A 24,819-nucleotide genomic window follows, 5' to 3' on the forward strand; every position below is an offset into this window, starting at 1 on the left:
TGCTGGGCTGGAATGTGGCTGCCACTTTCCGGAAAACAGGAATCAATCCGTGCCCAAAGAGAATCCAACAGCGCGGATGCGCTGGCGAAGGCAGCGGTTGCGAACAGGTAACAACGTGAAGCCTTTTCGGCCTTTTGATCGCTGACGATCAAGATTTTCCACGGCGTTGAGGTCGGGAAGAACCATCACCGCTATGACTTGGCCTCCCGGAGCGAGGGAGTGCCATGCCCGCGGCGCAACAGCCCGTCGCGGGCGAATGTAATTTCATTTCCGCCTTGATCCTTCCTTTCCGCATGTAGTTCCGGACCCTTCAGGGGGGCCTCTGCCGTGGTTGTAGCGCGCGGCCCGTTTCTGCTTCGTTAATCCTTTTCGCGAAAATCGCCTTGAAAAGGAGACCTTCCCATGACCAACGCGATTTCCATTGTTCGGCCGCTTGTCAGCGGAATTGCTCGCCCGATGGCAGGGTTCGAAACGGTAACCCGGGTGTTCATCCTGGCAGGACAAAGCAACATGATCGGGCGCGCGGATTTCGATTGCGGTCAGGGCCTTCCCGATGGCGTGATGCAGTTCGGAATGGATGGTACGCTGACCGCGGCCACCATTCCGCTAGACCACCACGACGCCATTACCGGCGACATGGGCCTGGATGTTCAGTTCGCGATCGACTTCAAGGCGGCGTTCCCCAACGAACAGCTTGTGTTCCTTCCGGCCGCCAAGGGAGCCACCGGGTTCTCGAGCGGAGATTGGATCGTCGGGGGAACGCTTTATGCCGACCTCGTGTCCCGGGCGAATGCCCTGTTCATCGCCAACCCTTCCTTCCGCCTGGGCGGGATCCTCTGGCACCAGGGGGAGGCCGATACCGGTTATGCTGCCTTCAAGGACGATCTCGACGCGATCATCGACGGGTTGCGCGGTGATATTTCGGCCGCAAATGACACGACGCCCTTTGTCCTGGGCGAGTTGGTTCCGGATTTCATCAATGCCAGCACGGGCAACGGCGCGTTGAACGATGCGATTGCCGATACGCCGAACCGGCATTTCCATACCGCCGTGGCGAGTTCGCAAGTGCCGAGCCCGCTGGACGATCTTGGCGATGATCTGCATTTCGATGCAGCTTCGCTGCGGGTGCTTGGCAGCCGGTATTTTGAAGCCCTGTCGGTGGCGGCGGCGCACAAGCCGACGGTTCCGGAGGCCGTCTCTGACCTCGCGGCGCTGGCTGGCAACGAACAGATCGGCCTGAGCTGGACCGCGCCGGCCAATGGGGGGCTGGCCGTCACCGACTATGTCATCGAACGATCGCTGGACTGGGCGGACTGGACCGAGATCGCAGATGGGGTCTCTGCCTCGACCGGTTTCACCGATACCGGGTTGGTCAATGGGACGACCTATTTCTACCGACTGGCCGCCGTGAACGAGGTCGGAGCGAGCCCGTATTCTGATGCTGTGAGCGCGGTGCCGGAGGCAGGCGCAGCCAGCGTGCTGACGACCGCCTTTGCGGCGACCACGGATGACGGGGTGTCGCATCTGTTCGAGGATGTCGACGTCGGTGTGGGCGGTACGGTGATCGTTGCCGGCGCCTCGCGCAACAGCACAACCGATAAGGGCCTGTCCGGGATCATGATCGGTGGACAGGCGGCGACTTTGTTCGAGCGGGGGGAATACCTGGGGAACTATCTGCGCTTCGGCTATGTGACGGGTGTGCCGGCGGGGCTTGTGGATATTGAGCTGCAGCACGAGAGCTGGCAGATGCGGGCAGGCGTGCATGTCTGGGTGCTCAAGAATGCGGATCCCGCAGCGGCGCTCGCGGCTCTGGCCTCCTCCGCCACGGCGAGCGTCGATGCCACGGCCGAGGGCGTTGTGCTCGGGGCCGGGATCTCGATCAACCCGGCCAGCCAGAGCATGGAGTGGAGCGGGATCGACACGCGGCTTGGCTGGACGAATTATGGTGACAATTTCGGCTCCGGCGCGGGGGATCGGGCTTTTGCGGCGGACTCGTCCGGGCATTCGGTGTCGTTCACCTCGGACGGCAATTTCATGCAGATCGCCCTGCTGTCGGTCCCGAAAGCCTAGGTCCTTCAGGACCGGATGCTGATCTTGCCGCTGCCAGCCTCGTGCTGGCGGCGGTTCTGTTTTGCGGCGATGCCTCCGGCGTGAGCTTTCGGCGCAGCAGGGCCAGCGGGTGGGCGCGCAGGGTCAGTCGCAGCGAGACATAATCCTCCACGACTTCCTCCGAGGGCGTCATGGCGGGAAGATTGGCGGCGGGCTCCTCGATGCCCTCGCCTTCCATGTCGCGCGCAAAGAGCGGCAGCGGGCGGGTGGCGCGCAGCGCGCGGGCGTCCCAGAGCGCCTGCCGACGCGAGAGCGACAGCGAGGCGAAGGCATCCGCCTCGGCCAGCGATTCCAGCATGGCCGGGGAGATGCCTGCCCGCCGCCAGACATCCTCGACGCCCGGATAGCCGTTGCCGCGCGCCGCGACGAGCCAATGCGCCTCCTCCTCGCGCATGGAGCGGATCTGCCGGAAGCCGAGCCGCAGGGCCAGCCCGCCCTTCTGGTTCGGCTCCATCACGTTGTCCCAATAGGAGAGGTTGATGTCCACCGGGCGCACTTCCACCCCGTGCTCGCGGGCGTCGCGCACGATCTGTGCGGGGGCGTAGAAGCCCATCGGCTGGGAGTTCAGCAGCGCGCAGGCGAAGATGCCGGGGTGGTGGCGCTTGAGCCAGGCGGAGGCATAGACCAGCAGCGCAAAGCTCGCGGCGTGGCTCTCGGGGAAGCCATAGGAGCCGAAGCCCTCGATCTGGCTGAAGCAGCGGGCGGAAAATTCCTCGTCATAGCCGTTGCGGCGCATCCCGGACATGAAACGGTCGTGGAACTCGCTGACATTGCCGTGTTTCTTGAAGGTCGCTAGCGACCGCCGCAGGCGGTCCGCCTCCTCGGGCGTGAAGCCGGCCCCGACGATGGCGATCTGCATCGCCTGTTCCTGGAAGAGTGGGACGCCGAGAGTTTTCGCCAGCACCGCGCCAAGTTCGTCGGAGGGGAAAACCACCTCCTCCTCGCCATTGCGGCGGCGCAGATAGGGGTGGACCATGTCGCCCTGGATCGGGCCGGGGCGGATGATCGCGACCTCGATGACGAGGTCATAGAAGCTGCGTGGCCGCATCCGGGGCAGGAAGTTCATCTGTGCCCGGCTCTCGACCTGGAAGACGCCGAGGGAATCCGCCTTGCAGAGCATATCATAGACGGCCGGGTCCTCGGGCGGGAGCGTGGCCAGCGTGTAACCGGTGCCATGGTGGCGCGAGATCATCTCGAAGGCCTTGCGGATGACGGTGAGCATGCCGAGGGCGAGGATATCGATCTTGAGGATGCCGAGCGCGTCGATATCGTCCTTGTCCCAGGGGATGACGGTGCGGTCCTCCATGGTGGCGTTTTCGACTGGGCAAAGCTCGTCCAGCCGGCCCTCGGTGACGATGAAGCCGCCGACATGCTGGGAGAGGTGGCGCGGGAAGCCCTGGATCTCCTGGATTAGCTCCATGGTCTGCTTCAGGCGGCGGTCTGTCGGGTCCAGCCCGATCTCGCGCATCCGCTGCGCTTCCGTGCCCTTGAGCGAGCCCCAGCCCCAGATCTGGCTGGACAGCGCGGCGACGGTATCCTCGCTCAACCCCATCGCGCGGCCGACCTCGCGCACGGCGCGCTTGCCGCGATAGTGGATCACGGTGGCGCAGAGCCCGGCGCGGTGGCGTCCGTAGCGCTCGTAGATATGCTGGATCACTTCCTCGCGGCGCTCATGCTCGAAATCGACGTCGATATCGGGCGGCTCGCCGCGGGCCTCGGAGACGAAACGCTCGAAGACCATGGTGCCGATCTCGGGCGAGACGGAGGTGACACCCAAGGCATAGCAGACCACGGAATTGGCCGCCGATCCGCGGCCTTGGCAGAGGATGTCCTGGGCGCGGGCGAAGGCGACGATATCGTGCACGGTGAGGAAGTAGGGCTCGTATTCCAGCTTGCCGATCAGGGCGAGCTCATGCGCGAGTTGCTTGCGGACGTTTTCCGGCGCGCCGGAAGGGTAGCGCCAGCGCAGCCCGGCATGGGCGAGCCGCGCCAGCCGCTCGGCAGCGCTCTCGCCGCCAGTGACCTCGGAGGGGTACTCGTAGCGCAACTCGTCGAGCGAGAAACGACAGCGCGCGGCGATCTCGGCACTGCGCGTCACGGCCTCGGGATGTTCGGCAAAGATGCGGCGCATCTCGGCCTCGCTGCGCAGGCGCTGCTCGCCATTGCTCATGGCGGCGCGGCCAAGATCCTCGATCCGGCAGCCGCTGCGGATGGCGGTCAGCACATCGGCCAGCTTCCGGCGGCGGCCGAGATGCATGCGCGGGGCAGCCGAGGCAACGGGAGCGATGCCAAGTTCGCGCGCAAGCCGCGAGAGGCGTTGGAAGCGCTCGCTATCCTGCCCGTCATAACGCGGGGCCAGGAGCAGGTGTACGGATGCACCAAAGCGGCGCGTCAGCCGTTGTGCCTGTGGCCGCCACCCGCCCGCGCCGCGCTTCGAGTTGGGCGCCTGTGGGAACGGGGAAGGGTGTTCGGGGTGGAGCAGCAATTCCATCCCCTCTCCCCATTCGAGGATATCTTCCAGTTCGAGCAGGCAATCGCCCTTTCCGGCGCGCAATCGCCCCAAGGAAATCAGCCGGCAGAGGCGCCCCCAGCCGGTCCGGTCGCGGGGGAGCGCGGTCACGGTGAAGCCGTCACGAGTGACGATGCGAGCGCCGGGGATCAGGCGCGGGGTGTTGCGGGTGTCGGGGCTGGCAGGGTAGCCCTCTGGTGCGGGCGGACCGATCAGGCCCGTGCGCGCCTCGCTGGCTTCCCGTTCCGCCACGGTCCGGGCGATCTCGCGCGCCTGCACATGTGCCCGCACGATCCCGGCGACCGAGTTCTGGTCGGCGACGACCAGCCCGCGCAGCCCGATCAACGCGGCGCGCTCCATCAGTTCTTCCGGATGCGATGCCCCGGTCAGGAAGGTAAAATTCGATGTCGCCGAGAGCTCCACGAAGCCCATGTGACGGTCTCCGGTTGGGCCTCCACCTTCTGCAGGAAGGCCGTCGAGGCGTTGCGCGTGAGCGGCGATGCGACCGGTCTGGCGGCGCGCCTCTCTCCCAACTGTATATTCATGTTTTATTCCTGTTGGGAGTCGTATTTCGGCAGTGCCAGGTACCCCGGTCCAAAGGCGTGGAATGCTTACGGTCCCGATTGTCTTGCCAACCAATCCGCCCATGCGGCCTGGAGCGCGGCTTCCTGTTCTGGCGCCACATAAGCGGCCAGGTGACCCTGCCCATCGGCAAAGAGAGCGAGACTGGCATCGGGCGTCCCTGGACGGGAAAGCGTTGCCCCAAGGGGCATTTCATTGAAGTCACCCGGCTGGAAAGACATGAAATTTTCCAATGCCTCCACGAGCTCGGCAACCAGCGCTGTATCGCCGGAATCACACCAATTACCGTCAGGCCCGCGTAGCACGAGAGCCAGGCTCAGGGGATGACACGTTGCAGCGAAATCTTCGAGAGAAGGTTCAGGATCCGTGGCGCAATCGGCTTCGAGGGGAGCGCTTCCCTGCCCCGAGAGGCGATAAAGCACAGTGGCTGGGAGGCCCGCTTCATCCAGCGCGGGCTGATACATGGGCGGCCCGCTTTCGACGGAAAGCGTACCCGCCATGCCGAATCGCCGCAGGGTGTCGACCAACGCCGAAATCTCCTCCGATGCCGCCTGGCTTAGAACGAGGCCGGAACCAGCTTGCCGGGTACCCCCGGCAAGCTGCCCGAGCCCCGCCCAGAAAAGGCGACGGCTTCGAATTTCGAGCGTCATCTCTTCGCCCCGGTCATTGTGAAAGACCAGCCGGCGGGCCATGACGGTCTCGTCGATTTCATCAAGGATACCGGAGAGGCCGGGCGGCAATGGTCGCCGGCCATCCCGGATAATGTCACCCCTGGCGGCGCCCAACCGTTCGATCATGCGTGACAGGCTGGCCCGACGAAACATGTCGTCCTCCGGAACCTGGGCTATGCACGTATGTTCAGTCATCCGCCATCACCATGGCGCGTATGGATCGATGCAGATCTGCCAGGGGAGCCTCGGCCACGGCAAGGATGCACAGCACATCGGAAGCCTCCGGAAGCAGGCGGGCAAAAACGCGGATCGACCGTCGCCCCTGAAGCGAGACTTGCATCGGCAGGTTGAGCCCGGCCGGGTGGTCAGACGAGTTTTCCGCAGGTGGGGTCAGCCAGAGAGCCGCCATTTCCAGAAGCCGATCATGATCTTCCTGGCAGAGATTGTCCTTCGCAAAAGACCGAAATACGGTTTTCGTCTGCATATCACCAAAGACAACCGCCAGGCATCCGGGGATCTCCCGGTATAATCTGTTCAGTTGCTCGACAATGCTCATTGGAGGCGGTCTCGCCGGAGTGGATTCGGTCTGAAGTCTCTCCAGATATGCCGCAGAAACCTTTCGGGAACCCTACCGACGATTGACCTGTTCAGGTTCCGGGCGCACGATCCCGTGCATTTTCCGGTCGAGGCCTGGCCTGGGCAATCCGGCGCGAAGGACCCTTCAGGCTCACGCGCCGCGGCACGATCCGGGGGGATTGATCGGTTGCGGGGAGGGGCTCCGAATTTGGGGACGTCTCCGTTTGATGGGACGGCAAAGGTACAGTTTCCGCCATTGCGAAAGGCAAAGCTTCAATCGAAGGCGCATCTGCCGCGATGGCCGCTTTCGGGGAAACGGCTGGCTGCTCCGCACCAGGGGAGAAAGACATGATCAATTCGAGCAGGGCGGTCATGAAACGCTCGGCCCCACTTGCCTCCCAGGCATCGCGATCCTCGCCGGCTGCAAGCGCCCGGGTGAGCGAGATCGGGAAGACATCTGCAAAAAGGCCATCGGTCTCGCGCCGTATGCGCGACAGGACACGCTGCCGATCCCGTTCCTCGACGAGCTTGTCGATCCCTGTAAGCAAGAGCAGGCTACGTTCCTGCAAATGCGCGGGCAACTCCTCCCAGGCCGCCGCCTCGCTCTGGCGCCAGGCTTGAACGGCATGGCTGCACCACAAGACCGCATCCGCCTCGGAAATGACCTGCTGCCAGAGCTCTGCTGGCATGTTCGGGTCCGAGATTCCCGGAAAGTCGATGATGTCGCAAAGTTCCAGAACATTGGAATGGCGCTCGACGCGCAGATATTGCGTCCTTTCCAGCGGGATATCGCCAATGCGTGCGAGATCGACATTGAAACGGTCACCGTTCCGGTCCACCCCGTGTGGCGCACCGCTTCCATGACAGAGCCAGACCGGCGGAAGTTGGGTGGCGGTGACCTTTACCGGCAGCGCGTTCGAGCCGATCAGGAGATTGGTCAGGGTGCTCTTGCCGGCGCTGAACTCGCCCATAACCGCAATGCGCGGGCGACGCTTGACAATTTCCTCCGCACGGCCGGGAATCGCTGCAGGACTTTCCGGCAAACGGGGTGTTCCAACCTTCAGTTGCGGATTGTGAAACATTGCGGTTCCTTTTCTCTCAGACGACGAAAGGGCCGAGCCGCGTAACTGCATCAGCCACCACTTCCGGTGTGGGGCCGACCTGCTCCGAGGCCCCTGTGAACTCGGATCCGTGGGATTCGAGCGTGGCGAGGATAGCCCTCTGTTCGTCAAGTAAGTCTTTAAGAACGCAGCGAACTTCGACAATGCACGGCTGACAATGAGCGTTGAGCAACCCGTCGAGGATCGGGCGGGTTTCGGCGTCGATCATGGCATGAAACTCCGGCGCGAAGGCCTTGTAGCCGCGCCGGCGGCTCCACCAGCGCCGCCACCAGTTTCCCTTGAGGTCGAGCGCGATCGTCTGGCCGATCAGGACCGGCGGTGCGATCCGCGGCATGTCCGGCGGCTGGATTGTGAAATCCGAGGCTGGGCGTTGAAGGGCGGCAGCGTAGATACCGGAGATTTCTTCGGCGGCCAGTTCGGCAGCCTGCGTTCCTGCGTCCTTCACCTGCCGGGAGAAAACCTGGAAACCCGATCTGAGAAGCAGGCGGAGCCCGGTCGGGTCGTATTTCCAGGGTGCGAGTTCGCCGTAGCTTTCCAGGTGCTGCACCAGCGCCATGGTCGCACGGTTCAGGAAGCTGCGATGCGAGCGTTCGAGCCGCTGGGAGGCGCTCTCAAGCGCGGTGGTCAGCGCCCTGTCGAGTTCCGGCAGGAGTCGCGCCTCCAGCGCCGACAGGGCAATCTGCATTCCGTTGACGTCGATCGGTTTGCCATGCTCGGAGGCGAGATGCGCGGGATTGTTTGCGATCGCGGCCGAGAGTCCCACGGCCAGGTTCATCGAGTCACGCGCAACGAAACAGATACGTTCACGGGCCGCGCCTTCCGTCACCCGGTTCCAGATCGTGCTGTACAACTCCGGTACGCCGGAAAGCCACCAGATCAACTCCAGCGGGCCGAGTTCGCGCTCCATGCTGTCGGCGACATGTTCGGCATAGCCGAGCAAGACCGCGCTGGCCACCTCGTCCAGGGCCGAAAGGTCTCCCTTCAATGCCAGCGTCGCCCAGTGGGCAATTCCAAAAACGATCTTGGCGTCCTTTGGGCCGTGATGGGATTCCAGTGTTGCCCGGATACTGTCGCGGATCTCCACGATCTGGCGCACGGGGTCCGCGAGTTCGTCGATCCGGTTCACGAAGATAACCACCTCGCGGGATTGCACGTTCGAGATCAGGCGGATCAACGCCATGTCCACGGTGCTGAGCGCCTGGTGCGCAGACAGGACGACCAAGCAGAGGCGACTGTCGCGGATCGCCCCGATCGTGATCTGCTCGCGCATCATGAACGTGTCATTCACGCCCGGCGTGTCCCGCAGGCACAGGTTCATCGGCCAGCCGGGACGGGCAATCTGCAGATCCGCCGCCTTGGTGATATCGGCGAAACGCCCTTGCGCCTCCGCTCCCGGAAGAGGCGACTGCTCTTCGAAATCGTCGCCAAGGCAAACATAGCGTTCAACAAGCCCGCGCGTCAGGGTCGCGTAATTGTGGCTGGTGCCGAGCAGCAGCTCGAATTTCCGGCCAAGACGGCGGCGCGTCTTGTCGCGCATCGCCTCGATCTGAAGACGAACCTTTTCCGCTTCCTCCTCGGCGCCGGAACGTCCGGCCAGTTCGCCTAAGCGTCCGCCTCTGCGGGTCAACCTGTCCCAATCCTCAGTATCGAAAAAGGCAAAGCGAGCCGCGTAGGGCGCCGCCTCGGCGGAGGGGCCCAAATGGAGGGAGGTCACGACCGAGGTCCAAGGGTTCACATCTGCCGGAAGCAACCCCGGCTCGCCGATCATGGCGTTCACCAGCGATGTCTTCCCAGCCTTCACCTGCCCGATGAAGGTCACAGCAGGTTCAAGCGAAAAAAGGCTGTGCCGGAGGCGCTCCACCGCCTCGGCCGTTTTTCTGTCGGCGGTCGCGCAAAGCGTTTCAAGAACCGACGATACCTCGCCCCTTTGGGCCAGTAAGGGGGACAGCCCTTCGAGGCACATCCGAACGAGCGGGTCGGCTTCCGCCGTTTCGCAGCCATGCGAGGGAAAGGCTTCGATCCGGCCGGTGGCCGGTCCGTCATCGAGAGTGGCGGTCTTACCCAGCATGATCCCTCCTTTCGCGAGGTCTCTTTGCACGCTGCGCGTCCGGACCGCTTCGGGCGTGGCAATAACATGGCGAAAACATGGCATATCCGTGCAATTGGTGCGGGTCCTGCTTCATGCGCATAGCCGGCTTTCGCATTCGTGCCGGAGTTGCAGCATGAGCGCGATTGCATCAGTCATGGCCTCCGTGGTCGACTCGATCTGCATCAACACGACAAGGTCCGTGGCTTCGGCGAATAGCTCCATCACCTCCGGCTCGCCCTGCATTGCCATTTCCGCGCAGGCCTCGATCGACTCCGTGCAAAGCGCCAGTACCTTCGAACTGGCCCGGCGAGGCCCTGCAGGCTCCGCCGTCTCGCACAGACAGGCAAGCTCGTCGGCTTGGGCCGCGAGGAAAGAGATAATCTCGGCGGTAGGCGCGGACGTATCCGCATGATCCCCGTGTTGCGCGATTCCCTGCGGAAGGGGATCCAGAAGCGCGGCGAAATCGGGTTCATCCCGCTCGTTCTGTAGAGGTTCGACTTCGCGCAGCCCATACTTGCGATCCGGGGGGCAATATCGCTCCAGAAGCAGCAGCGCCCATTCCAGGTCTTCGCGCCGCGCGGATGCGACATGGTCCAGAAGTGCGGTGGTCAAGCGGTGGATCTGTGCGGCATCTCCAGCGAGCGTGCCGACGCGGAAGAGCGACCGGAAAGGATGATCGAGTCGATTGGTTCGTGCTGCGGAATCCTCATCCAAAAGGCAAAGAAAGCCGTGGTCCAGAAAGGGCCGTGGAAGACGGTTCCAGAGCGCTCCTGCAGGTTCGTCGGCTGACCGCGCGCAGAAGACAGCCATATCACACCGTTGCCCGGCCCAGTTGATTGCACCCTCCATGTCCCGCTCCCCGCCTTCCAGCGGTACAATGAGGAGGGAAAAGTGATCGAGAAGCGCAAGCGGAGCCGAGAATTCCGCCATCGCGAGGCTCCAAGGATCCAGCTTTCGGAATTCCTCTGGCCGGATCTCGTGGCGCGCGCCGGAAGTCGCAACCGTGGTGATGCTGTCTCCGGTGCCGTGACGCACCAGCATGGGGGGCATTCCCGCGCCGTCAGGCACGATGCCCTCGCCCAGCAGGGCATTGGCCAACGACGGCAAGTTGCGGTCTTCGCGACCCAGGATACCTACCCGCACCGGCGCGGACAGGCGCGCCAGCACGCGTTCTGCCCAGATGCGCGTATTCCTCGGCAGCGCGTCCGAGGCGTTTGCGGTGGACAATTGTACGACCAGGCGTTGCCCGGTTTGATCCAAAGTCATACCGAACCCTCAACGCTGGTGGATGCAGACTGATCCTGGCAGAGCGCGCGCCCCCGCAGGGATGGTTCGCGCGAGAGGAGGCAAACCCGTGGAAACAACCGTCGCGCCCAGCGTTGCCGTGGTTTCGCGATACGCTCTGTGTCTGGAAAGATCCGCAAGATGGAGATCGACAGATTATCCTGTTCGCGCGCCCCGCAGGCCTCGACCTTGCGCAAAAGCCGGTCGACCAGATCGGTCGCGGAGCCTTTGTCGGGTTGGGACAAAGTCGTGGCCATTGTTTCCGGCGACAAGGTAAGAATGCCGTCGCTGGCCGCGACAAGGAGGTCCCCCGGCGCGAGTTCGAACGCGTCTTGCGGGCAATCGATCCGCCGCAACGGATCGAAACCGAGCGCTGAGGTCAGGCAACTGCGATCCGGATGGATCGCAGCGATCCCTGGATCCATCTCGCCGGCGCGGGCCAGAGGGTCGAATTGTGGGGCGAGGGAGTGCACTTCGTTGAGTTGGCGGATCGCTCCACCCCGAAGCAGGAAAAGCGGGCTGTCGCCGACCGACAGCCAGAAAAGGCGTCCGCCGTCGACGATGACGAGCAAGAGCGTTGCGCCCATTCCACGCGTTTCCGGATTGGAGCATGCATGGGCAAGGATTGCGCGATTGGCGGCCCGGGCCGCTTTGACCAGACGGCCGGGTATGTCGGTAGCGAGCCGTCCTTGCGCGTTACGCTGGGCTGCCAACTCGTCCAGCGCGGTCGTCACGGCAATGCGGCTGGCCAGGGCGCCGGCGACATGCCCACCCAACCCGTCGGCGAGCACAATGATCCCGCTTGCCCCACCCTGCGGAACATCGCAGAGGACGGCGTCCTCCTGCGCCTCGCGCGCGCCAAGGCTCAACCCGGTGGCAGCATCCAGACAGAGCTCACCGGTGGACGGCATTTTTGCCCTCCGCGCCTTCTTGCGTCACGGACCAGGAAAAAGATTCTCCACAGAAAGCAACGAATTGCAGGCTGGTCTCCCCGATCTTGATCCGGTCGCCATGCGAAAGGTCTTCGGTTGACAGAACGGGCCGGCCATTCAGCCGCACGATATTGGACTTGCCTCCCTGACCCAGGAAAAAACAATTCGTATCGTCATCATAGGCGATGGCTGCATGGTTGCTGCGCGAGATGGAACCATCGCCGAAATCGAGGCAGACGGACTGGTCTTCGCCGCGACCAATGCTGGAGACGCCGTTTGTCAGCGTGAAGCAGGCGCCACGTCCCGGCCCCTCCACGACCACGAGCCAACCGACCGGAAAACACCGTTCGGCGCGAGGGCCGGGCCGGGCGGCGGCGGAAAACGGGTCCGTCTGTGCAAGATCGGCGGCCTGGAAGCCGAGCAGGCGAGTCTTGGCGCGTTGGCCGCTGGGCGCGGTCCCTGCGGGCGCCAGGCCGGCTTGCGAAAACTGGGCGATTCGTGCCCGGGCGAGGGCGACCTGCCGCTCTGCCTCGATGTCCCAGATTCGACGCCGGGCCGGAGCGTCAACGGTTGATATTTCGGCACGGGGCGCAGGGAGCGTGGTGTCTGTTTCACTGCCCTCGACCCTTGGCCGAGCAATGCTGCCATGGCTATCCATCGACAGGGACCTGAACTGAGCATCGTACTCCCGTTCGGACAGGCCCGGATCCTCATACGATTCGCCAACCAGCATGTCCGGGGGAAGCTCGGACGGCTCCTCGGCCGCAACGGGCCCGTTCGAGGCGCTGGCCGCCGCCGATGCAGAGTGCTTTCTACGAAAGAATTTCATGCCCCGTAGCCCTCCATCTGGCCAACCTGATCCGTTTCGCCCTGACGGCGAAACCCGCGCCATATTCGGTCGAGCAACCGCGGCCGGGCGGTGTTTCCTCTATGCGCGCACAAGGTTTCGGAATGGTTTTCGGGATCATGGGTTTTGTCGTCCTCCGGCTCCTGCTCGGTGGCCATGCGGGCCGTCGTGATGGCGTTCGCGGCCTCCTCGGCTTCACGCATGGCCTGCTGCTTCAGCCTGATACGTTTCTGCTCGCGCGCCTCGCGATCCTGCGCTTCGCGGGCCTCGCGTTCCCGCCGCTCCCTTTCCGCACGCTCCATCTCCACCTTCACCGCGGCATTGGTATCTGCCACCAGCCGCTGGATGCGGGCCGCGACCTCTTTCTCGCCCATGAGCGGTGCGGAGACGGGCCCCGTCGCTGTTCCGTCGATCATGTCCCGCCACTGGCGGGCCGTCTGGACCCGGTCTTTGGCAAAGACATTCAGGGCCCGGTCGATGGCCAGAAGAAACCTGTCGTCATAGCCGGGCATACGGCTTTTCAGCGGCTTGTAGGGGTCCGGCCTTTGTTCGGCCAGCGCGGCCAGCCGCATATGGCTGTTCGCGGGCGCCGCCCCCGTCAGCAGGTGATGCAGCGTGGCGCCGAGGGAATAGAGGTCGCCGGCCGGGCTCTGCGGGCTTCCGGCGAGATAGAATTCCTGTGGCGAGTAACCGTCCTTGACCACCTGCAGAGCCGACAGGACGCGGCTTGCCCGCCGCGCCGTGTCCCGTGCCGCCCCGAAATCGATCAGGATCGGCTCGTTGTTCCGGTCCAGCAGCACGTTGTCCGGCGAGATGTCCCGGTGCAGGATATCCAGATCGTGCACATGGATGACCGCGTCCAGAAGCCTGTGGGTGATCTTGCGGATCTCCGGAGGGCCGAGGCGCGTCGGCTCGGCCTCGATCACGTCGAGCAGATCCCGCCCCTCGACATAATCGAGCGCCATGTAGGCCGTACCGTTATCCTCGAAGACATCATGCACGCCGACGATATTTGGATGGTCCAGCTTTGCGAGCCGGCGTGCCTCCTCGACGAACAGGCGCACGACGGTATCGAACTCCACCTGCTGGCTGCGGGTGCGCGCGCGGACCTCGTGATCGGCGCGACAACACATGGAGCTGGGGTATAGCACTCCTTCAGCACGACCCGCCGTTCGAGGCTGTTGCGGGCCAGGTACGTGATCCCGAAACCGCCGGCATTCAGAAAGGACTCCACCCGGAATTGCCCGCGCAGAAGCTCCGTGCCCGGTGGCAGGCTGTCTGGCGGAGCCGCCAGGACATGCGGGAATTCGGTCATCGCTCTGCTTCCTTCTCCGCCATGGGATTCGCCGCGCTGGGCGCAGCTATACGCGGGGACTACATTCTGGTTCCAATTGTGGCGCGAATGGGGCGCTCGGAGCGCAAAGAGATTTCAATAAAACTATAATTTTAAACGAAACTTTTGGGATTTTCCCGGCTCCCGGCGCGACGGGCTGCAAATCGGCGCATGCTGCCCTCGAGCCATGGCCGCGACCCTCCGAATGGTCTAAACTGTCGGCGCGAAACAGGGGCGCTAGATCCATGCCAAGACTGTCGGTTGTCGTGACATCCTACAATATCGAAGCCTTCATCGGCGAATGCCTGGCGGATATCTGCGGCCAGACCCTCGACGATATCGAGATCATCGTGGTCGATGACGGCTCATCGGATGGAACAGCCGGGAAAATCGCCGAGTTCGCGTCCTGTGACGACCGCATCGTTCCGGTGCTTCTGGAAGAAAACACCATCGGCGGGGTTGCGACAGCGGCGAATGCGGGCATCGAGCAGGCGCGCGGTGCCTATATCGGCTTTGCCGACGGGGACGATCGCTACGAGCCCGAGATGTTCGCGAAACTGCTTGCCGCCGCTGAGGCGCATGACGCGGACCTGGCAATGTGCAGCTATCTCAACTGGGACGCGGTGACAGGCCAGACGGCCATGCCGCCCGACGAGGAGCGCTGGAACGAACTGGCGCCCTTGTCCGTACTGGAGCTCGACGCGACCGGCCGTCATCGGCTCCTGCCGCTCAACGCGGTGCCCTGGCGCAAGATCTATCGCGCTTCGCTGCTGAAGGAGCAGGGGCTGCGCTTCCCGGTGGGGGATTTCTTCTTCGAGGACAACCCGTTCCACTGGTTCAACACGCTCTCGGCGAACCGCGTTGCCTTTGTCGATGAACGGCTGTGCCGCCACCGGGTGAACCGGATCGGGCAGACCACGGCCACCGTCGACAGCAAACTGCTGAAGATGTTCCGCCATCACGGGATCATCAAGCGCTGGCTGGAGGAGAACGGCCAGGATGCCGAGTTCAGCGGCGACCTGCTGTCCTGGGCCTCGCGGCAGCTTTCCTGGATCGGACGAAAATGCCCGCCCGAGTTGCGGCAGGAGCTGTTTGAAGCCATTCAGGCCGTGGTCGCGCTGCATGCGGAAGCGGAGCTGGACTCGCCGCAGACACGGGCGGCCATCGGCAAGCGGACGGCGAACCTGCTGCAAGCCGCACGGAAGGGCGATTTCGATGCGTTCTGCCGCGATCTGGACCGGGCTGCGGCCCGCGCACCACGGCGTCGTTCCGCCGATGCTTCCACCGGGATCATGGGGCGAATGCGCCGGATTCTTGCGCGCTGACCGGGTGTTGGATCCGGATTCAGGGGCGGCGCAGGAGCTGGTCGAACGCGCCTTTCCAATAGGAACTCCTGCGCGCCTTGCGGCGGTGGGACGGGCTGTAACGCTTCCAGCCCGAGAGCGGAGAGACGAGCGGTAACCGCTCGGCATTGCTGCCAAGCGCGTCGGAATGGGTCAGGTCGGCCAGCGCCCCGATCTGTTCCGGTGTCGGGTCGTCCACGAGCTTGAGAAGTGGCAATGCCCAATGCGGCGTCGCCAGGGTCTCCAGCTTGAAATGATCCAGCAGGTAGGCGTGCTCGTCCAGGAAGTACTCCATGCCATCCTGAACCCTCACGGCCTTGCGGGCATAATCGGTCTCCTCGGCGCTGGGTGTTTCCAGCACTGGCGCGATATGGCCCTCCGCGTCGCGTGACAGGTCGATCGTCGTTCCGTGATCAGCGGTCATGGCGAACTCGAGCAGTTCGATTCCACCCTGGTGCAACGCCTTCTGGACCGGTTGCTTGTACGCGCCCTGAGTCAGGAAGCTGTGCATGCGAATGCCGCGCGCCTCGTTGAAGCTGCTGCTGGGAAGTTGGCCGAGGTAAAGCCCGACGAGACGGTCGCGCGCATTGGCGTCGGGCAGCGAGTTGGCAAAGAGCCGCTGAATATTACCGACCCAGCCGATATCGACGAACCCGATCCGGTCCGCGCCTTCCATGGCCTGCAGATAATAGGGCTGGAGCGCGGCGCGGGCTTCGGCGTTGCGGCGCAGTACATCCGCAAAGGCGGTGTCGATTGCCTTCATCACACGCCAAGCTTCCTCCGGGGCGACCGGAATGTCGATATCCTCGACGCCGAAACGGCTCAACTCCTCGCGATACGCCTCCGCATCCAGCCCGACCGCGTCGAAGGACCGCCGTGCGCTCTTGGCCCGGCGGCCAATGGTAATGCGTCGTGTCTGCTCGCTGTCCCATTCCCGCATGCCGGTCAGGTAGCCGACCTTGCGAGACATGTAGAAATACTCGGTCCCGATGTCGGCGAGACCCGCCCGCGCCTTGAGACGGTTGAAGAGCCGCATCGCCAGTTTGCCGTCCCGGGCGATGAACAGGAGTTTCTTCAGGTCCTGCTGCTGGCTTTGATGCAAGAGCCACAGCGTGAAGCCGAACATGAGCGGGCCGAAGACGCGGTAGCCAATCCGCTCGAGCATGCCCTCGGGTTGGAACGTCATCGAGGGGCGCTTGTCGATAAAGCCGGTGATGGCCGTGATGGCGTTCGCCCCGAACTCGGCCTCCTCCGGCAACGGGCGGTTGATCACGTCGGCCCAGTCGGCATAGGTCGTGCGCAGACCGAGCGCTTCGGCCCGATCGATATCCGCCGCTCGGTTGTCGCCCACATGCAGCCAGCGTTCGTTCAGCGGCCAGCCCTGCTCGGTTCCGACCTTGTGGTAGAGCGCACCCGAACGTTTCGTGACGCGGTGTTCGCCTGAGACATAGAGCGGCCATTGCGCGGCGCCCTCGAAGCCCTCGCGTTCGAGTTTCTGCGAAAGCCAGTCACCGGGAAGGTACATGTCGCTGATAAAGCCGATCTGCAGGCCCTTTCCGCGGGCAGCATTGTAGCGGCGCATCCCGTCCGGGCTGGCAAAGAGCACGGTGTCTTCCAGTTCAAGCTCGGTCGCCTTCAGGTAATCGACAAGCGGACCGGGCAGGGCATGGTCGCTGCGAAGCTGTTCGAAAATTTCGTCCAGACAGATTTCGCCCTCCTCGGAATGTTGCAGTTGCGCCTTGCGGGCATCCTGTTCGGCCGCGCGCCGGAAACCGGCATAACCGTGGAGGAAGTCGTGGTGGCGCAAGGCGAAATCCGTTTCGAAAACCTTCAGGCGCACCAGTTCGAACAGATCCACGGGCGCACGGATCTTGCGGTGGAGAAGGGTGTCGAAGATGTCGAATGTGACGACCTGAACATGGTCCGTCAGCTCGCTCCAGACCCTCATATCCAGCGCTTCCTCGCGCGGTTGAGCCTGGACAGCGCCGTGCCGATCTTTCCCTTCTGCTTCTTTGCTGGCGCGTGCGGCTTCGGCGTTTCCTTGTCATCCTTCCGGGGCGGCTTCGGGATCGCGGGAGGGCTGGACAACGCGGAGAGCGCCTGAAGGATCCGGAGCGTTCCGAGCCCGGCCTCGCCTTCCCGGCGCACCCAGCGATTTGTCAGCAGCGCGCCATAAGCTGCCTGGTCGAGCGGGTCCGTCCGGTCGGTGGCGACATGGTGGAAGGCCAGCCGTTCCGTATGCACCCAGACATCGTTGCGCAGGCAGAATCTCTGGTGAAACTCCCATTCTGTCAGAAGGGGGAGCGTCGTGTCGTAGAAGCCGATTTCGCGCGCTTCGTGACGGTCGAACAGGAAAGCGATGGCCGGGAAAGGGTTGCCGACGACGATTCGGCGGATGTCGAGTACACCGTCATGCAGGTCGTCGATGCATCCCGGCGGGTGCCAGTCGGTGACGGAATCGATGGTGATATGCGCGCCGCTCACGGTTTCTTCGACCGCCGCCACGCCCGATACGATGCCCTTCAGCCCGGGTAGAAGCGCCCGTTTCGTGTCATAGGTCCGTGTCATGACGGCAAGGAAATCGGGCGACCAGCTATCGCATTCCGCGTGGATCACCGCGAGTTCGGTATCGAGGCTTTCCAGGGCGCGGTTGATTGCCTCCGCCTCGGTCTCGGTGTCCAGATCGGGCAGGAACGAGACGCGCGGGTCCGGCTCCGCGAGCACGATATCAGCCACCCGGCGCATGTCGTCCGTTGCCTCGGGCGCCTGAGCGATGACGAGTTTCCAGTCACCGACGCTCTGCGCGCGGATGCTTTGGAGCGCCCTGCGGAACAGCGTGGGCGTTGCAGCACGCGGCAGAACGATCCCAATTGTTTCGGTGCTGAAATCAGGCATAGGATCCAAGAACCTCCGAGCTGGACTCACGGCGGGAGGCGCATAATACAGCGCGCCGCTCGGCAGGCCAAATGTGATGGAAGCTGCGGCCGAACTCAACCCGGAACCGTGGAACCCATTGAAGAAACGCGGCTCGTCGCCGCAAAGATGCCGGCGGAAATGCTGGCGTTGACCCCGGTTCAAACCCTGTTTCGCGGGGTGCTTCCATCTTGGGGCGCTTCGTGCGACCCGACAGGTTTCCCGCGTGAATGATCCTTCGGATCATGGCTCCGCCGGGGATATTTCCGGTCAGAAGAAGCGGTGACCGCGCGAGGAGACGTCCGCTGCCCGGTGGGGGCCGCGGTGCGGTGTCAGCCGATTGTGCCGTCGGCGGCCTCGGATCCGTTTTCGGGGCCTTCCTCGGCCTCTAGGTTGAAGAGGCTGCGATAGATGGGGTTTGTCGCCATCAGGTTCTCGTGGCTGTCCATCGCCATCAAGTGGCCACCATCCATGAGCATGACCTTGTCCACCCATTGCAGGATGGCCGGGCGGTGGCTGACAAAGAGCAGGGTCTTGTCCGGGTTGGACTCGACGACGCGGCCGAGGATCTCCCGTTCGCTCTCGCCGTCGAGCGCGCTGGTCGCCTCGTCGAAGATGATGATCTTGGCATCCTTGAGCAGGGCGCGGGCGATGCCGACACGCTGTTTCTGGCCACCTGAAAGCGCATTGCCGTTGGCGCCGACCTGGGTGTCGAGCCCCATCGGCATCTCGGCGATCACCTCGGCGAGCTGTGCCTCGCGGACGACCTCCATGATCTCCTCTTCGGTGGCATCCCGGCGTCCGTCGAGAATGTTTTCCCGAATCGTTCCCTCGAACAGGAAGACTTCCTGCGAGATCAGAGCCGTCGAGTTGCGCAGCGCGTCATGCGACAGCGAGCGCAGATCTTCGCCGCCGATCTTCACCGCGCCATGCGTCGGGTCGTAGAAGCGTTGAACGAGGTCGATCAGCGTGGTCTTGCCAGCGCCCGACCGGCCGACGATGGCCACGTTCTGTCCGGCATCGAGATGGAAGCTGACATTGTTGAGCGCCGGGATCCGGCCCTCGTAGTTGAAGGAGACATTGTCGAAATCGAGCGAAGCGGGGCGGCCTTCAAGCGTCGTGGTACCGGTCGCCTTCAGCTTCACCGGGACCTCCATCATCTTGAACATGATGTCGGAGAGCACGATGGCGTTCTGAATATCGACCAGCCCCTTGGAGACGCGTTCGGCCGGCTGGTAGGCCAGCAGGAAGGCCGAGATGAAGGCGGTGAATTCGCCCGGGGTCTTGCCGTTGGCCACCGTCTGCCAGGAGGCATAGAGCACGTAGAGGCCCAGCACGAGCCCGCCCAGCATTTGCATGAATGGCATGGTGGCGGCGGTGATGCGGGCGATGTTCAGGATCCGGTCCTCCAACGCCTGCACCGCATCAGAGAAGCGGCCCTTGGTGCCGGGTTCGAGTTGGTAGCTCTTGACCGTCTTGATGCCCTGGAAAGCCTCAACACCAACGGAATGGACCTTGCCGAGCAACGTGGCCTCGGATTTGGCGATTGCCTTGATCCGCTTCGAAAGCGTTGTGATCAGGAAGAAGATCAGCGGGAACATCACGACCGCGGTCAGAGACATGACAGGGTCCTGCCACACCATGACAGTTACAAGGCCGATCAGCGTCAGCACGTCCGTCAGCATGTTGTTGCAGAGCTTGACCACGACACTTGCGCCCATGCGACCCGAAATAAAGACCTGCTGCATGGTCGAGGCCGGGTGGCCCGCGGCGAAGAAGGAGAGGTCCTTGTCGATCAGCGCGTTGAACAGCTTGCGCTGGTACATGGACGAGATCGAGCGGTTGAGCACCTTGGCGATCACGTCATTGCCATATTGGCACAGGCTGAGCGCCGCCGAGACGCCGACAACGAGAGCTGCCACCGACCAGGCCTTGGTCAGGCTGCCGGCCACGAAGACTTCGTTCACGATCAACTTGGTCGACCAGGCCAGTGCGGCGGTGAAGGTAGCGACACCGGCCATGAGGATCAACGAAAGGACGTAGATCTTCCAGCGTGGCGGGATCGACTCGCGGATCAGGCGCTTGGCAATCGTGTAGTTGTCGACGTCGCTGGTATTCTGGTTCGGGTTCATCTGTCTGGATTGTCCGAGCTGCTTCAATGACACTGACGCCCCCTCCCAGCCAGTATGGCGTCAGGAAGGAACGCATGCCGTTATTTTGCGCGAATACGCCAGTGACGCGGTCGGATTGTCAAGGCGCGGTCCGGCCGGAGGGGAGTTTTCGGCGTAAAGGTGCAGTTTGAAAGCGCATCTATGGCCTGCCTTCCGCAAGGACTTGCCCAATACCCCTTTGTCGGTTGACAGCTAGGGTGAGGTATTGCCATTTGCAGGCGACCTAAATTCGTGCCCTGAAAAACGGGCCCAAAGCCGGAAGATATTTTATGGGCATAGACGTTACCCCCCTTGCCATTCCCTCGGTCAAGCTGATCGCGCCGCAGCGTTTCGGTGATCACCGGGGCTTTTTCTCCGAGACCTACAATCGGGACGTCTTTGCAGCCGAGGGCATGGATATGACCTTCGTTCAGGACAATCATTCGCTGTCCGAAACCGTCGGCACGATCCGGGGGCTGCATTTCCAGGGCCCGCCAAGGGCGCAGGACAAGCTCGTGCGTTGCGGCAAGGGCCGGCTCTTCGACGTGGCGGTGGATATCCGCAAGGGTTCGCCGACCTTCGGCCATTGGGTGGGCGAGGAACTCAGCTTCGAGAACGGCCTGATGCTGCTGGTGCCCGCGGGCTTCGCGCATGGCTTCGTCACGCTTGAACCGGGCACCGAGATCATTTACAAATGCTCGGATACCTATGCGCCTGAGACCGAGGGCGCGATCCGCTGGGACGACCCGGACATTGGAATAGACTGGCCGCTGGATGCGACTGAGCCGCAGCTTTCGGGCAAGGACGCCGTCGCGCCTCTTTTGCGCGAGTTGGACAGCCCCTTCACATTTGAGGAAAACGCATGAAGATCCTGGTTACCGGCGGCGCCGGTTTCATCGGCTCCGCTGTCATTCGGCGGGCCATCGCTGACGGCCATTCCGTGGTCAATGTCGATGTTCTGACCTATGCCGCCTGCCTGGACAATGTTGCTTGCGTGGCCGGCTCGCCGGGTTATTCCTTTGAACAGGCCGATATCCGCGATGCGGAGGCCATGGCCGCCGTGCTCGACAAGCATGAGCCCGATACGATCATGCACCTGGCCGCCGAAAGCCACGTGGACCGCTCCATCGATGGCCCCGCCGCCTTCATCGACACCAATATCACCGGCACCTATGTCCTGCTGGAAGCCGCCCGTGCCTATTGGATGGCCCGGGGCAAGCCGGAAGGCTTCCGCTTCCACCACATCTCGACCGACGAGGTTTTCGGCTCGCTGGGCGAGACCGGCTTCTTCACCGAGGACAGCCCCTACCAGCCGAACTCGCCCTACTCGGCGTCCAAGGCCAGCTCCGACCACCTCGTGCGCGCCTGGGCCGAGACCTACGGCCTGCCGGTGGTGCTGACCAATTGCTCCAACAATTACGGCCCCTTCCAGTTCCCGGAAAAACTCATCCCCGTGGTGATCCTCAAGGCGCTCTCCGGCCAGCCGATACCGATCTATGGCAAGGGCGAAAATATCCGCGACTGGCTCCACGTCGAGGACCACGCCGAGGCGCTTCTGCTGGTGCTGGAAAAGGGCGAGTTGGGCCGCAGCTACAATATCGGCGGCGAGAACGAGATGACCAATCTCGCCCTGGTCAAGATGCTCTGCTCCGTGCTCGACATGCTGCGCCCGGGCGCGCGGCCCTATGCCGAGCTGATCACCTTCGTCACCGACCGTCCGGGCCATGACCGCCGCTACGCGATCGACCCAAGCCGCATCCGCAAGGAGTTGAACTGGCGCCCGTCGCACACGCCGGAAACCGGCCTTGAACAGACCGTCCAGTGGTATCTCGACAACGAGGACTGGTGGAAGAAGCTTCGAGCCCGCCAGGGTGTCGGCGAGCGTCTGGGGGTGTCGAAATGAAGGCGCTTCTGCTGGGCCGCGACGGACAGGTAGCCACCGAAATCCTGCGCCGCGCTGGCGCGTATGGCATCAAGGTCGAGGCGCTGGAAGTGCCCGAGCTGGATTTCACCGATCCTGAAGGTGCCGCCGCGCTGGTCCGTGCCAAGGAATGCGATATCATCATCAACGCCGCCGCCTATACCGCCGTCGACAAGGCCGAGAGCGAGGAGAAGCTCGCCCAGCTGATCAATGCCGACGGGCCGGGCGCGGTAGCGAAGGTCGCGGCGGAGAAGGGTATTCCCTTCCTGCATATTTCGACCGATTACGTGTTTGACGGCTCCGGCGAGGGGCGCTTCTCCACCGAGGATCCGACCGGGCCGCTGGGCGTCTATGGCGCTACCAAGCTCGATGGAGAGCGGCAGGTGGCCGAAGCCGGCGGCTGGCACGCGATCCTCCGCACCAGTTGGGTTTTTTCCGCCCATGGCGGCAATTTCGTGAAAACGATGCTGCGGCTCGGCGCCGAACGCGACAAGCTCACTATCGTTGCCGATCAGGTCGGCGGGCCGACCGCCGCTGCCGATATCGCCGAGGCGTTGCTGACGATTGCCAAGGCCGGTCCCGAAGCCGAAGGCGGGTTGTTCCACTTTGCAGGCGTGCCGGATGCGAGCTGGGCCGATTTCGCCCGCGAGATCTTTGCGCAGGCAGGGGTGGACTGCGCGGTCGAGGACATTCCGACCTCGGCCTATCCCACGCCCGCCGCACGTCCGCTGAACTCGCGGCTGGACTGTTCGCGGCTGACGCGCACCCACGGAATCGAGCCGCCCGACTGGAATGCGGCGCTGGCCGAGGTTCTGGCCGAGTTGGGCGCGACGAAACCGAATTAAAAGGAAAGTTTTTTATGCAACGCAAGGGCATCATTCTCGCAGGCGGCTCCGGTACGCGGCTTTACCCGATCACGATGGCCGTCTCCAAACAGCTTCTTCCGCTCTATGACAAGCCGATGATCTATTACCCGCTCAGCGTGCTGATGCTGTCGGGTATCCGCGAGATCGCGATCATCACCACCCCGCAGGACCAGGAGCAATTCCAGCGCCTGCTTGGCGATGGCAGCCAATTCGGGCTGGCGCTGACCTGGATCGTGCAGGACTCGCCGGACGGGCTGGCGCAGGCCTATACGCTGGCCGAGGATTTCCTCGCCGGCGCGCCCTCGGCGATGATCCTGGGCGACAACATCTTCTTTGGTCACGGACTGCCGGGCCTGCTGGCCTCGGCCGACAAGAAGCAGAAGGGCGGCACCGTCTTTGCCTATCGCGTCGCCGATCCGGAGCGCTACGGCGTGGTCGCCTTCGAGGGCAAGAAGGTCCGCCACATTATCGAGAAGCCGGAAGTTCCGCCCTCGCGCTACGCCGTCACCGGACTCTACTTCCTTGACGGTGACGCCCCGGCGCGCGCCCGCGAAGTTCAGCCCTCGCCGCGTGGCGAGCTGGAGATCACCTCGCTCCTGGAGATGTATCTCGAAGACGAACTGCTCGACGTGGAGACCATGGGGCGCGGATTCGCATGGCTCGACACCGGCACCCACGGCTCGCTGCTCGATGCCGGCAATTTCGTCCGTACCCTCACCGAACGGCAGGGAATGCAGTCTGGAAGCCCGGACGAGATCTCCTGGTCGCAGGGCTGGATCGACGACGATGCCTTGGCCGCCCGAGCGGAGCTGTTCAAGAAGACCGCCTATGGCCAGTATCTGAAATCACTGCTCGAGGAATGATGCGGGCAGTGTGGGCGTGAATCCGGTTGGGCGGGGCAGGGTCGTCTGTTCGCGTATCGGAATGAGTAAAGACGCACCTTTCAAGTTCTTTCGGTCGAACTGGAGATCATCCGGCTGGCGGTTCTGATGTCCGTGCGATTTCCGCTGTCGCTCCGCAATGCCGAGGACCTGCTGCACGAGCGCGGCATCGACATCGGCCATATTCGTCCGGTTCTGGTGAAGCCGGCTCGGTCCGACGTTCGCCGCCGAGGGTCTGCGTTCCGAGCGGCCACGACGTTGGCATTTGGATGAGGTGTTTGTGAAGATCAATGGCAAACGCGGCTACCTTTGGCGGGCTGTTGATCACAAGGGGGAAGTCCTGGAAAGTTTCGTCTCAAAGGCGAGGGACAAGAGAGCAGCAACGAAATTCTTGAAGGAGATCGGCGCCGAACACTTAAAAGAAACAGGCCAATGGCTGAACAATCGGGCGGAGAAGGATCATCTGCCGTTCCGACGACGAGAACGGGCGATGCGGCGCTGCCGGCGGATGCGAGGTTTGCAGACATTCATCTCCGTCCACGCCTCGGTCTTCAACCATTTCAATCAGGAGCGTCATCTCTGCCCACGGCGGAATTTCAAGCTCGACCGCGCCGCTTCTCTTGCCGAGTGCCGCCAGCTTGGCGCGGCATAAGGAACACCAGCCATTCTGTCCTTGACGTGACTGGCTCTCA

The 24,819-nt window shown here is 63.4% G+C and carries 18 protein-coding genes and 1 pseudogene; 7 read left to right on the forward strand and 12 right to left on the reverse strand.

The window, feature by feature from the left end; all coding sequences use genetic code 11:
- Nucleotides 1-402: 402 nt before the first annotated feature.
- Nucleotides 403-2,070: a sialate O-acetylesterase gene (locus BLR85_RS12250; RefSeq protein WP_093156096.1), complete on the forward strand. Its 1,668-nt coding sequence runs from the start codon at nt 403-405 to the stop codon at nt 2,068-2,070.
- Here BLR85_RS12250 and BLR85_RS12255 read toward each other — a convergent pair.
- The 9 genes from BLR85_RS12255 to BLR85_RS12295 all read right to left on the reverse strand — a co-directional run bounded on the left by BLR85_RS12255 (nt 2,033) and on the right by BLR85_RS12295 (nt 13,871).
- Complete coding sequence (locus BLR85_RS12255; protein WP_093156099.1) at nt 2,033-5,050, reverse strand: error-prone DNA polymerase; 3,018 nt, start codon at nt 5,048-5,050, stop codon at nt 2,033-2,035. The two genes, BLR85_RS12250 and BLR85_RS12255, sit on opposite strands and share 38 nt — an antisense overlap.
- Before the next feature lie 179 nt (nt 5,051-5,229).
- Nucleotides 5,230-6,066, reverse strand: a complete 837-nt coding sequence (locus tag BLR85_RS12260) for a hypothetical protein (RefSeq protein ID WP_139188378.1) — start codon at nt 6,064-6,066, stop codon at nt 5,230-5,232.
- Entirely contained in the window at nt 6,059-6,427 is a 369-nt protein-coding gene (locus tag BLR85_RS12265; protein WP_093156105.1) for a hypothetical protein, read from the reverse strand. The genes BLR85_RS12260 and BLR85_RS12265 overlap by 8 nt, the downstream gene beginning before the upstream one ends.
- 91 nt (nt 6,428-6,518) lie before the next feature.
- Complete coding sequence (locus BLR85_RS12270; RefSeq protein WP_244520711.1) at nt 6,519-7,418, reverse strand: dynamin family protein; 900 nt, start codon at nt 7,416-7,418, stop codon at nt 6,519-6,521.
- A 127-nt stretch (nt 7,419-7,545) separates the two neighbouring features.
- Complete coding sequence (locus tag BLR85_RS12275; RefSeq protein ID WP_170844553.1) at nt 7,546-9,636, reverse strand: dynamin family protein; 2,091 nt, start codon at nt 9,634-9,636, stop codon at nt 7,546-7,548.
- A 111-nt stretch (nt 9,637-9,747) separates the two neighbouring features.
- The gene (locus tag BLR85_RS12280; RefSeq protein ID WP_093156113.1) at nt 9,748-10,923 is read right to left on the reverse strand and encodes a hypothetical protein; all 1,176 of its coding nucleotides are present in this window, start codon (nt 10,921-10,923) and stop codon (nt 9,748-9,750) included.
- Nucleotides 10,920-11,852 carry a PP2C family protein-serine/threonine phosphatase gene (locus tag BLR85_RS12285; RefSeq protein WP_093156116.1) on the reverse strand — a complete coding sequence of 311 codons (933 nt, stop codon included), beginning with the start codon at nt 11,850-11,852 and terminating at the stop codon, nt 10,920-10,922. The genes BLR85_RS12280 and BLR85_RS12285 overlap by 4 nt, the downstream gene beginning before the upstream one ends.
- Nucleotides 11,836-12,702, reverse strand: coding sequence for an FHA domain-containing protein (locus BLR85_RS12290; protein WP_244520712.1), 867 nt, complete (start codon nt 12,700-12,702; stop codon nt 11,836-11,838). Before BLR85_RS12290 ends, BLR85_RS12285 begins: the two co-directional genes overlap by 17 nt.
- Entirely contained in the window at nt 12,699-13,871 is a 1,173-nt protein-coding gene (locus tag BLR85_RS12295; protein ID WP_244520713.1) for a serine/threonine-protein kinase, read from the reverse strand. Before BLR85_RS12295 ends, BLR85_RS12290 begins: the two co-directional genes overlap by 4 nt.
- A 427-nt stretch (nt 13,872-14,298) precedes the next feature.
- Here BLR85_RS12295 and BLR85_RS12300 point away from each other — a divergent pair, with 427 nt between their 5' ends.
- On the forward strand, nt 14,299-15,378 hold the full coding sequence (locus BLR85_RS12300) for a glycosyltransferase family 2 protein (protein WP_093156119.1): 1,080 nt from the start codon (nt 14,299-14,301) through the stop codon (nt 15,376-15,378).
- 19 nt (nt 15,379-15,397) lie between these two features.
- Here the strand turns inward: BLR85_RS12300 and BLR85_RS12305 are convergent, their stop codons facing one another.
- The 3 genes from BLR85_RS12305 to BLR85_RS12315 all read right to left on the reverse strand — a co-directional run bounded on the left by BLR85_RS12305 (nt 15,398) and on the right by BLR85_RS12315 (nt 20,474).
- A complete protein-coding gene (locus tag BLR85_RS12305) occupies nt 15,398-17,344 on the reverse strand; it encodes an HAD family hydrolase (protein ID WP_093156122.1) in 1,947 nt (648 codons plus the stop codon).
- Nucleotides 17,341-18,291, reverse strand: a complete 951-nt coding sequence (locus tag BLR85_RS12310; RefSeq protein ID WP_093156125.1) for a glycosyltransferase family protein — start codon at nt 18,289-18,291, stop codon at nt 17,341-17,343. The genes BLR85_RS12305 and BLR85_RS12310 overlap by 4 nt, the downstream gene beginning before the upstream one ends.
- Nucleotides 18,292-18,641: 350 nt before the next feature.
- Nucleotides 18,642-20,474: an ABC transporter ATP-binding protein gene (locus BLR85_RS12315; protein WP_139188379.1), complete on the reverse strand. Its 1,833-nt coding sequence runs from the start codon at nt 20,472-20,474 to the stop codon at nt 18,642-18,644.
- A gap of 275 nt (nt 20,475-20,749) precedes the next feature.
- On the opposite strand from BLR85_RS12315, the gene rfbC reads away from it, so the two are divergent.
- The 5 genes and pseudogenes from rfbC to BLR85_RS12340 all read left to right on the forward strand — a co-directional run bounded on the left by rfbC (nt 20,750) and on the right by BLR85_RS12340 (nt 24,779).
- The gene (gene rfbC, locus BLR85_RS12320; protein WP_093156130.1) at nt 20,750-21,325 is read left to right on the forward strand and encodes a dTDP-4-dehydrorhamnose 3,5-epimerase; all 576 of its coding nucleotides are present in this window, start codon (nt 20,750-20,752) and stop codon (nt 21,323-21,325) included.
- Nucleotides 21,322-22,362, forward strand: coding sequence for a dTDP-glucose 4,6-dehydratase (rfbB, locus tag BLR85_RS12325; protein ID WP_093156132.1), 1,041 nt, complete (start codon nt 21,322-21,324; stop codon nt 22,360-22,362). Before rfbC ends, rfbB begins: the two co-directional genes overlap by 4 nt.
- Nucleotides 22,359-23,225, forward strand: coding sequence for a dTDP-4-dehydrorhamnose reductase (gene rfbD / locus BLR85_RS12330; RefSeq protein WP_093156135.1), 867 nt, complete (start codon nt 22,359-22,361; stop codon nt 23,223-23,225). Before rfbB ends, rfbD begins: the two co-directional genes overlap by 4 nt.
- A 14-nt stretch (nt 23,226-23,239) precedes the next feature.
- Entirely contained in the window at nt 23,240-24,109 is an 870-nt protein-coding gene (gene rfbA, locus BLR85_RS12335) for a glucose-1-phosphate thymidylyltransferase RfbA (protein WP_093156138.1), read from the forward strand.
- A gap of 61 nt (nt 24,110-24,170) precedes the next feature.
- A pseudogene (locus BLR85_RS12340) lies at nt 24,171-24,779 on the forward strand (IS6 family transposase).
- Nucleotides 24,780-24,819: the final 40 nt, after the last annotated feature.

It is taken from the genome of Aliiruegeria lutimaris, assembly GCF_900099935.1.
In the GTDB taxonomy this organism is placed as follows: Bacteria; Pseudomonadota; Alphaproteobacteria; order Rhodobacterales; family Rhodobacteraceae; genus Tropicimonas; species Tropicimonas lutimaris.